Annotated in this window: 13 protein-coding genes; 11 read left to right on the forward strand and 2 right to left on the reverse strand. The window is 66.8% G+C overall.

What is annotated here, in order from left to right; all coding sequences use genetic code 11:
- Positions 1–336 precede the first annotated feature (336 nt).
- Complete coding sequence (locus ACILQR_RS04575) at positions 337–684, forward strand: arsenate reductase (protein WP_395650305.1); 348 nt, start codon at positions 337–339, stop codon at positions 682–684.
- Here the strand turns inward: ACILQR_RS04575 and ACILQR_RS04580 are convergent.
- On the reverse strand, positions 681–920 hold the full coding sequence (locus ACILQR_RS04580; protein WP_271143728.1) for a DUF2188 domain-containing protein: 240 nt from the start codon (positions 918–920) through the stop codon (positions 681–683). The genes ACILQR_RS04575 and ACILQR_RS04580 overlap by 4 nt on opposite strands.
- 18 nt (positions 921–938) lie before the next feature.
- The gene (locus ACILQR_RS04585) at positions 939–1,436 is read right to left on the reverse strand and encodes a hypothetical protein (RefSeq protein ID WP_271143729.1); all 498 of its coding nucleotides are present in this window, start codon (positions 1,434–1,436) and stop codon (positions 939–941) included.
- A 172-nt stretch (positions 1,437–1,608) separates the two neighbouring features.
- Here ACILQR_RS04585 and ACILQR_RS04590 point away from each other — a divergent pair, with 172 nt between their 5' ends.
- The 10 genes from ACILQR_RS04590 to der form a co-directional block, all read left to right on the forward strand.
- Positions 1,609–2,019 (forward strand): hypothetical protein, encoded by a 411-nt coding sequence (locus tag ACILQR_RS04590; RefSeq protein ID WP_271143730.1) that lies wholly within the window; start codon positions 1,609–1,611, stop codon positions 2,017–2,019.
- 24 nt (positions 2,020–2,043) lie between these two features.
- Positions 2,044–2,574 (forward strand): RNA polymerase sigma factor, encoded by a 531-nt coding sequence (locus tag ACILQR_RS04595; RefSeq protein ID WP_395650306.1) that lies wholly within the window; start codon positions 2,044–2,046, stop codon positions 2,572–2,574.
- Positions 2,564–2,902 carry a hypothetical protein gene (locus ACILQR_RS04600; RefSeq protein WP_395650307.1) on the forward strand — a complete coding sequence of 113 codons (339 nt, stop codon included), beginning with the start codon at positions 2,564–2,566 and terminating at the stop codon, positions 2,900–2,902. The genes ACILQR_RS04595 and ACILQR_RS04600 overlap by 11 nt, the downstream gene beginning before the upstream one ends.
- 112 nt (positions 2,903–3,014) lie before the next feature.
- On the forward strand, positions 3,015–3,401 hold the full coding sequence (locus ACILQR_RS04605) for a DUF6249 domain-containing protein (protein WP_395650308.1): 387 nt from the start codon (positions 3,015–3,017) through the stop codon (positions 3,399–3,401).
- A 29-nt stretch (positions 3,402–3,430) separates the two neighbouring features.
- Positions 3,431–3,988 carry an RNA polymerase sigma factor gene (locus ACILQR_RS04610; RefSeq protein ID WP_395650309.1) on the forward strand — a complete coding sequence of 186 codons (558 nt, stop codon included), beginning with the start codon at positions 3,431–3,433 and terminating at the stop codon, positions 3,986–3,988.
- The gene (locus tag ACILQR_RS04615; RefSeq protein ID WP_395650310.1) at positions 3,978–4,391 is read left to right on the forward strand and encodes a hypothetical protein; all 414 of its coding nucleotides are present in this window, start codon (positions 3,978–3,980) and stop codon (positions 4,389–4,391) included. The genes ACILQR_RS04610 and ACILQR_RS04615 overlap by 11 nt, the downstream gene beginning before the upstream one ends.
- A gap of 157 nt (positions 4,392–4,548) precedes the next feature.
- Positions 4,549–5,385, forward strand: a complete 837-nt coding sequence (panB, locus tag ACILQR_RS04620) for a 3-methyl-2-oxobutanoate hydroxymethyltransferase (protein WP_395650311.1) — start codon at positions 4,549–4,551, stop codon at positions 5,383–5,385.
- A 107-nt stretch (positions 5,386–5,492) separates the two neighbouring features.
- Positions 5,493–6,272 (forward strand): tetratricopeptide repeat protein, encoded by a 780-nt coding sequence (locus ACILQR_RS04625; RefSeq protein ID WP_395650312.1) that lies wholly within the window; start codon positions 5,493–5,495, stop codon positions 6,270–6,272.
- Between the two features lie 29 nt (positions 6,273–6,301).
- Positions 6,302–7,738 (forward strand): PQQ-binding-like beta-propeller repeat protein, encoded by a 1,437-nt coding sequence (locus tag ACILQR_RS04630; protein ID WP_395650313.1) that lies wholly within the window; start codon positions 6,302–6,304, stop codon positions 7,736–7,738.
- 32 nt (positions 7,739–7,770) lie between these two features.
- The coding region (der, locus tag ACILQR_RS04635) for a ribosome biogenesis GTPase Der (protein WP_395650314.1) at positions 7,771–9,372 on the forward strand (1,602 nt) is incomplete at its 3' end.

Here is a 9,372-nt window from a genome sequence, read left to right on the forward strand (position 1 = left end):
CCGTCTGCGTTGGAAGTAGAACCGGTTGTGGGTTAAGCTAGGCCATGGCCGTTCGGGATTTCTTCGCCTACGTCCGAGCTCTTGGTTGGAAGGTGTGGATCAGCGCCGCAATCACCGTGACGGTTATCTTGGTGTTCTTCTGGCCGTTCGGCCCTCTGGTTCTGGCCGTCGCCTGTCTTGCCATGGTCCCCGGTTCAAGTGGGAATGCGGATCGAAGCCGAGAAGCGGAGAAGGGCTGAGGAGGACAAGGTCTCCTAGCCCCAGCGAAGCTCGAATAGACTGTGGGTCGAAAGCCGCTATGGGTGCATCAGCGCAAAGCGGGCATTCGAGACTTCCATGACCTACACCCTCTACGGCATCCCCAACTGCGACACGGTCAAGAAGGCGCGTGTCTGGCTGGACGGGCGCGGGGTGGCGTTCGTGTTCCATGACTACAAGAAGGCGGGCGTGGATCGGGCGGCGGTCGAGGGCTGGGTGGCAGAGCACGGCTGGGAGACGGTGCTCAACCGGTCCGGCACGACGTTCCGGGCGCTGCCGGAGGCGGACAGGGCGGGGATCGATGCGGCGAAGGCCGTCGACCTGATGCTGGCCCAGCCGTCGATGATCAAGCGGCCGATCCTGGACCTCGGCGATCGCCGGATCGTGGGGTTCAAGCCGGAGATCTATGAGGCGGCGTTGGCCTAACCCTCGACGCTCGTCTCAGGCCGGTCATGGCCGTCGGCGCGTTCGGTGATCCAGGTGCCGGTCGGGTCGGCATATTCGATGAAGGCGGTGCGGTCGGCGACGCGCTGTTCGCCGGCGGCCTTGACCGCAGCTGCGCGGGCAGCGTCGTGGCTGGGGAAGGTTTCCGAGAACGTGTCGCCCAGCTTGTAGGCCCAGCCGCCGTCATGTTCGACGATGCGATAGGTGACGTGGCTCATGGCGAACTCCTGTTGAACTCAGGCGGTAACCATAGAGGGCGTCTTGGGTTTCAGGAACCGTAGCTGGAAGAAGACGCCGACGACCAGGATGACCAGCAGGGTGAGCTGGAACGCGACGACCAGTGGGGCCTGGGGACTGTCGGCGATCGGACTGTCGGCGGGCAGGCGGGTCAGAGTCTCGGTGACGCTGGGCAGGAACAGGGTGAAGGCGCTGGTCGACAAGGCCGTGGTTTCGATCCACCAGCGGTGTCGGGCCAGGGCAGAGACATATCCGATCGTGGAGCCCACGATCAGCGAGCCGAGCGCGAGGATCGAGATCAGCACGCCCGGCGGGTCGCGGATCACGATGACGCCCGAGATCGCCCCGATGAACATGAAGACCAGATAGGCCTTGCCCATCGCGGTCCCGGGCACGATGCGGCCATGGCGGACCAGCAGGTACAGGGCCAGCGGGATGGCGGGCAGGCTGCCCAGGGTATGGAACCAGCCGATGGCGGAAAGCTGAGGCAGCAGCATCGCATTCTCCCGTGTTGGCGCATGGGCAGTAAGCGTTGCTGTGGCAGGGTTGTCGAGGCTCGGCGAACGGCTGTCGATGAAAGTGATCGGCACCTGCATCCACCGGGCGGGTCGGCGACGACTATCCTGTGAATGACGGGGCGATGGGCCCGGTCCTAAGGGGTACACGACGATGGAAGACCTGTTTCGATCCTATTGGTGGCTGCTGTTCCCGCTGAGCTGGTTTGTCATCCAGGCCTTCTCCAGCCTGATGAACTATTTCCGGCACAAGGACGTGCTGAAGACGATCAAATCCTATGCCGATCAGGGCAGGGAGCCGCCCGAGGCCCTGCTGGCCCAGCTGGAGCGTAACGAGAGCACCGAGCGCTGGAACAACGGCGACGGCTGCGGCACGCCCAACGGGGCGGGCAACCTGTTCTCGACCGTGCTCTTCGGCGTCATGGCCCTGGGCTTCGGCTATGCGGCAGCGACGGACATGATGGGGGCGGGCGAAGCCTTCCTGGTCGTGGCCTTCGTGATGGGAGCCCTTTTCGCGGCCTTCCTGGTCTCGACCCTCGTCGGCCGACGCCGCGACCCCTCGTGACGGGCCCGGTCGTCGGTGGGGGGGATGATGACGGACGCCGATCTGGTCCGGGCGGCCCGCGGCGGCTCGGACACGGCCTTCGCCCGGCTGGTCGAGCGTCATCAGGCACCGGTGCGTGGCTTCCTGAGGCGGACGCTGGGCAGTGGCTGGGCCGAGGCGGACGATGTGGCGCAGGAGACCTTTCTGGCGGCCTGGGCTTCGCTGGGGCGGCTCAAGGATCCGGATGGGGTGCGGTCCTGGCTGTGCGGCATCGCCTGGAGGAAGGCGCAGGATCGCATCCGCTCGGCGCGGCGTTCGGCGGCGCGGGACCACGCCTGGCTGGACGAGGCCGAGACGCCGGCCGGGATCTCGGCAGAGGACCGGATGGCCATGGCCGCCGCGATGGCGGACCTGGCACCCGACGTCCGGGCCTGCGTGGCCCTGTGCCTCGCCGACGGATTTTCCCACGGGGAGGCGGCGCAAATCCTGGGCTTGCCGTTGGGCACCGTGAAGTCGCATGTTGCGCGGGGTCGGGCGCGGCTCCTGAAAGCGCTCGGAGGATCCGATGACGCCTGAACAGAAACTGGCCCTGATGCTGACGGCCGATACGCCCAAGGTGCCGGACCGGGTGTTCGTCGCCGAGGTCGCGCGCAGGGTCGCCCTGCGCCGTGCGATCATGACGGTTCTGGCGCTCGTCCCCTGGGCGGTGGCCGCAGCAGCCCTGCTGTGGGCCCTGCGTCCGGCGGTGGCAAAGCTGTCCGGAGAACTGGCGTCCACCCTGGTTCCGGCTCTCGGGCCGGGTGTGGCGACGGTCGCCCTGGCAGGGGCGGCTCTGGCGGGGGCTCTGTTGGTCGATCCGGGCCTGAGGCGGCGGGTTGGGCGGGTTGCGTTCGGCGCGCGCTGAACCTTACGAAAGTTTCACGGCCCAGCTTGCATCCGCCGGAGCCCGTCGCCGCCTCTTGTCATCATAAGGCCGGAGCATCAGGCGTCGGCCAGGACATCAAAGGGGTTACACCATGGAAGAACTCATTCCGATCGCCTTCTTCGCCATGATCGCGGGGATCGCTATCGTTCCCGGCTATCTGAAGCATCGGGAGCGCAAGGAAATGCAGGCCACCCTGCGCGCCTCGATCGAAAAGGGTCAGCCCCTGCCGCCCGAGGTCATCGAGGCCCTGTCGAAGGAAGCGGTCAAGTTGCCAGCAACGGCCCATAGCGATCTTCGGGTCGGGGTCATCCTGCTGGCCGTCAGCATCGGCGTCGCCCTGTTCGGCTATGCCTTCACCTTCATCAGCGGCTTCGAGGAATCCAAGGTGTCAGTGCCGATCATGGGTCTGTCCGCCATCCCCGGCATGGTCGGTCTGGCCTTCATCATCCTCAGCGCCTTCAACAAGAACAAGGGCTGAGCCCGGTCTGAGACAGGGGGAAAGCTGTCATGACCAAACCTCTGCACGACCTTCACGATGTCGAGCTCGCCGCCCTAGCGGCGGCGGGCGGACGTCGCGAGTTCGGCGAGTTGGTGCGGCGTCACGGTTCAGCCGTGCGAGCCCTGCTGCGCCGGATGGGGGCCCAGGCCGCCGAGGCCGACGACGTCGCCCAGGACGCCTTCCTGACCGCCTTCCAGCGGTCGGCCGAGTTCCGGGGCGAGGGCACCTTCGCGGCCTGGGTCAAGCGGATCGCGGCGCGGCAGTACCTGAAACGCAAGTCCAGGGACGCGCGCTACGTCGCCGAGATCGAAAGCGAGGAAATGGCCCCGGCCGTCGATACGCCCGGTCTGGTCGACCTGGACGAAGCGCTGAAATCGCTCAGCGAAACGGAACGCCTGTGCGTTTCCCTGTGTCACGGGGCGGGAATGTCCCACCCCGAAATCGCGGCCGCCATGAATCTGCCGCTCGGTACGGTGAAGTCTCATGTCAAACGTGGTCTGGATAAACTCCGCGCCCGGCTCACGCCGGAACCGGCTCAGTACGGGAGGGCGGCTCATGTCGTCTGACGAGTTCGATCCCATGATCGAGCGGCTGTTCGCCAGGACGCCGCAGATGCCCGACGCGTCCCTGTTCGCCACTGATGTGGAGGCGAAACTGGCCTCCGGCTCACGGGTTCGGACCCTGGCGCTGACGGTGGCGGGGCTGGTCGGCGGCTGTATCGCGGTGCGCGAATCGCTGAACCTGGACTTCACCCTGTCGCCGGCCGGTGCGTCCAGCCGCGCGCTGGGCCAGGGGCTTCAGGGTGTCAGCGCCGATGCCAGTGGCGCGATCCAGGGGTTCATGGATCAATTCGGCCTGGCGGACATGTCCTTGGGCTCGATGGGGGGGATGCAGCTGTTCTGGATCGCCACCGGTGCCCTGGTTGCCCTGGCTGCCGCCGGGGTGGTGAGGTTGTCGCAAGAGACGTGATTTTCCCTACCCGCTCATCTCTGCGGAAACCGGGACCCAGGTCTTGATTTGAGCACGGCGACCGGGATCGAAATCATATCCCTCGCGGCCCATAGGATCGCCCAAAGCACTGGGTCCCGGCTTTCGCCGGGACGAGCGGAAGTGGTAGAGGCCCGCCATGTCCTCCCAAATCCAGACCCCAATCAAGCGGATCACCGCTCCCGACATCCGGGCGCGAAAGGGCGGCGAGCCTATCGTCGTCCTGACCGCCTATGACGCCCCCACCGCCGCCATCATGGACCCGCACTGCGACGTGCTGCTGGTCGGGGACAGCGTGGGCATGGCGGTTCACGGCATGACCTCTACGGTCGGCGTGACGCTGGAGATGATGATCCTGCACGGTCAGGCCGTGATGCGCGGTGCCAAACGGGCCATGGTCGTCATCGACATGCCCTTCGGCAGCTATGAGGCGGGCATAGAGACGGCCTATGCCAACGCCGTGCGGGTGATGAAGGAGACGGGCGCCCAGGCCATCAAGCTGGAAAGCGGCCCCACCGCTCCGGCCACCATCGAATACCTGGTCAAGCGGGGCATCCCGGTCATGGGCCATGTCGGCCTGCTGCCTCAGTCGATCAATATCGACGGATCGTTCAAGGCCAAGGGCCGCGATGAGGCCGAGCGCGCCCGCATCCTGCAATCGGCACATGACACCGCGAACGCCGGTGCCTTTTCGGTCGTGATCGAAGGCGTCGCTGAAAGCCTGGCCCGGGAGATCACCGAGGCGATCGACAAGCCCACGATCGGCATCGGCGCCTCGGCTGCCTGCGACGGTCAGGTGCTGGTGACGCCCGATATGTTGGGCCTGTTCGACTGGACGCCCAAATTCGTGCGGAAGTACGCCGATCTGCGTGGTGAAATCGACCGGGCGGTGGCCGGATACGCCGCCGATGTGCGCGCCCGCCGTTTTCCTGCCGAAGTCGAGACCTACTTCTCCAAAAAGCCGGCTTCGCCGTAGCGCCTTCCTTCGACGGGAGAGTCGTTGCGGGGAGGGGAGCGAGCCTCTAGGGTCCGCGCCGATTGGCTATCTGCGTATCTGGCCGGCGATTTGGGGCGACGTTTTTCGTGGTTGATGTCTTTGAAGAGGTCGAGGAGGAGCTTCGCTCCGCCCGTTACGCGCGTCTCGCCCGCACCTGGCTGCCCATCGTGGGCGGCCTGCTGCTGCTGGCCCTGATCGCTGCCCTGGCCTGGTGGGGCTGGGATTCGTACCAGAACTCGCAGGCCGACAAGGCGTCGCTGGCCTATGAGCGCGGCGTCGAGGCGCTGTCGTCGGGCAACAACGCCGGAGCCAAGGCCGCCTTCGAGGAATCGGCCAAGGTCGGCAACGGCGCCTACAAGGCCCTGGCCCTGCAACAGCAGGCCGGTCTGGCCGAAGCCGCCAACAATCCCACCGAGGCCATCCGCCTATTCGACGAGGCCGCCAAGGCCTCCAGCGATCCGATCCTGGCCGATGTGGCGCGCCTGAAGGCCGCCTATCTGGTCATGGACACCAATGCGCCCCTGGCCGACGTCGAGGCCCGTCTGACGCCGCTGGCCGAGGAAGATCGTCCTCAGCGGCCGTTCGCCCAGCTCGCGCTCGGCATGGCTCGCCTTCAGCACGGCAAGACCGCCGACGCCCGCTCGTCGTTCGTCCAGCTGACCCTGGGCCAGGACGTGCCTGACGCCGTGCGCCAGTTGGCCCAGACGGCGATCGAGACCATCGATTCCGGTTCGGCTGTGAACATCAACGACATCACCAAGGCCCAGGCCGCCCTGCCGCCCGTGCCGCAGATGACGCCCGAGCAGATGCAGATGCAGGCCGCGATGGCTCAGGCCGCACAGCAGCAGCAGGCGCCCGCCCAGTGACAACCGCGACCCCCTCGACCGGAGTGCGAATGCCCGCCTTGAACCGCATGCTCAAGATCGCCCTCGTCGGCGGCGTGGCGCTGAGCGTCGCCTCCTGTGCGGCCCAGCGGGCGATGCTGCCGTTCGGGCTGGGTGGCAAGGAAGAGAACACCGCGATCGCCACCGAGGGCCAGCGGATCTCGGTCCTGGAGTTCGAGCAGCAGCTGGCGCCGTCGGCCGCCCTGTCGGGTCGCGACTTCTTCCTGCCGGGCCCCCAGGCCGCGACGGCCTGGCCCGTCCCCGGCGGCACGATCGAGAACTCGGTCGAACACGTGATCGCCGCGCCCGAGTTCGCCGTCGCCTGGAAGCGCGACATCGGCGCGGGTTCGTCCAAGACCAGCCAGGTCATGGCCCCCATCGTCGCCGACGGCGGCAAGGTCTTCGTGCTGGACGGCGATTCGACCGTCACTGCCGTCGATTCCGGCTCGGGCGAGATCCTGTGGAAGCATAACGTCAAGCCGGACGAGCGCGAGCGCGGCGGCGGCATCCTGGGCTTCGGCATCGGGCGTGGCGGCGGTCAGGTCTCGGGCGGCTTCGGCGGCGGCGTCGCCGTCGGCGGCGGCAAGGTCTTTGTGGCCTCGGGCTATCGCACCATGTCGGCGCTGGACGCCGCGACCGGGGCCGTGCTGTGGACCGTGCGAACCGACGTCCCCCTGCACGGAGCCCCGACGGTCGCGGGTGCCCGGGTCTTCGTCGTCGACATCGACAATCAGATCATCGCCTTCGACACCGCCACGGGCCAGCAGAGCTGGTCCTATCGCGGCATCGCCGAACCCGCCCGGATCATGCGCGCGTCCTCACCCGCCGTCAGCGGCGACACGGTGATCGCACCCTTCTCGTCGGGTGAAGTCGTGGCCCTGCGCGCCTCCAACGGCCAGGCCGTGTGGAACCAGGTCCTGTCGCGCTCCAGCCGGACCAGCGCCCTCTCGGAAATCCGCGACATCGCGGGTCGCCCCGTCATCTCGCGCGGTTTCGTCTATGCGGTCAGCCACTCGGGCATGATGCAGGCGATGGACATCCGCTCGGGCCAGCCGAAATGGAGCCTGCCGGTCGCCGGGGTCAATGCGCCCCTGCCGGCCGGTGACGTGGTCTATGTCGTGTCCAAGTCCGGCGAGCTGACCCTGGTCAATCGCGACACCGGCGGTGTCTACTGGACCAAGGATCTGAACGTCGGCCGTGTGCGCCAGGAAGGCGGCCTGTTCGGCTTCTTCGACCGCACCGTGCGGCCAGAGTGGTCGGGCCCGATCCTGGCCTCCAACCGGTTGGTGCTGGTCAATTCGGACGGCGAGGCCGTGGCCTTTGACCCTAAGACCGGTCTCCAGACCGCCTCTATCAACCTGGGCTCCGCCGCCTATGTCGCGCCTGCGGCCTACAACGGTGCCCTCTACGTCCTGACGGACCGGGGCGAACTCGTTAGCATCCGCTGACGATCCCTGCTTTTTAAGTTAGAACCGCCGACATGGCATTGAAGGTCGCCATCGTCGGCCGCCCCAACGTGGGCAAGTCGACCCTGTTCAACAGGCTGGTAGGCAAGCGCCTGGCGCTCGTCGACGATCGCCCCGGTGTGACCAGAGACCGTCGCTATGCCGACGGCAATATCGGCGACATGGACCTGACGCTGATCGACACGGCCGGGTACGAGGACGTCAGCGACGACAGCCTGGAATCGCGGATGCGCGAACAGACCGAGCTGGCGCTGGAAGACGGCGACCTGATCCTGTTCATGATGGACGCGCGCGAGGGCGTGACTTCGCTGGACACCATCTTCGCCGACCGCCTCAGGAAACAGCACAAGCCCGTCATCCTGTTGGCCAACAAGTCAGAGAGCCGCGAATCGGGCGGCGGGGTCGGCGAAGCCTATGCCCTGGGGTTCGGTGAGCCGGTCGCGATCTCGGCCGAGCACGGCGAGGGGATGGCCGATCTCTATGCCGCCATCGTCGCGGCATCCGCTGACATCTTCATCGAAGAGATCGACGAACCCGACAAGCCGATCCGCATCGCCATCATCGGCCGCCCGAACGCCGGCAAGTCCACCCTGATCAACCGCCTGATCGGCGAGGACCGGATGCTGACGGGCCCCGAGGCGGGGATCACGCGCGATTCGATTTCGGTCGACTGGGAATACGAAGGCCACAACATCCGGCTGGTCGACACCGCCGGTATGCGTCGCAAGGCTCGGGTGCAGGAGAAGCTGGAGAAGCTGTCGGTCGCCGACACCATCCGCGCCATCAATTTCGCCGAGGTCGTCGTCCTGATGATGGACAAGGACAACGCGTTCGACGTCCAGGACCTGCAGCTCGCCGACCTGGTCGAGCGGGAAGGCCGTGCGATCGTTTATGTCGCGTCGAAATGGGACCTCGAGGAAGAGCCCCAGGCCAAGATGGCCGAGCTCAAGTCCCTGGCCGAAGAGAAGCTGTCGCAGTTGAAGGGCACGCCGTTCGTGGCCCTGTCGGCTCATAGCGGCCGTGGCGTCGAGCGGCTCATGCCGGCGGTGCTCAAGGCCTATGAGACCTGGTCGGTCAAGGTGAAGACCAAGGATCTCAACGACTGGCTGGCCCTGGCGACCCAGAGGCATCCGCCCCCCGCCGTCGACGGCAAGCGGATCAAGACCAAATACATGGCCCAGACCAAGGCCCGCCCACCGACCTTCGTGCTGTTCGCCAGCCGGGGCGGGGCCCTGCCCGAGCACTATATCCGCTATCTGACCAACAGCTTGCGCGAAAGCTTCGACCTGCCGGGCACGCCGCTGCGCCTGACGGTCAAGGGCGGGTCGGAGAACCCCTATGCCTCGGGCGGCGCCAAGTCCGGCCCCGAACGCTACAAGGGCGACGCCAAGACCGCACCCCGCAAGGTCCGCAAGAAGGCCGAGGAAGAGAGCCACCTGCCCGGCAAGGCGCTGGAGCAGAAGAAGACCCGCGTCGCCAAACCGCGCGTAATCTCCGCCGTCAAGAACAGCGCCTCCAAGAAGGCCGGCTCTTCCGTCGCCATCCAGAAGGGTGCGCGGGGCGGGGCCCGTCAGGTGTCGCGGTCGGGCCGCGTCCGCACGGGGCAGAAGCACGTT

Source organism: Brevundimonas sp., from assembly GCF_044239655.1.
GTDB lineage: Bacteria > Pseudomonadota > Alphaproteobacteria > Caulobacterales > Caulobacteraceae > Brevundimonas.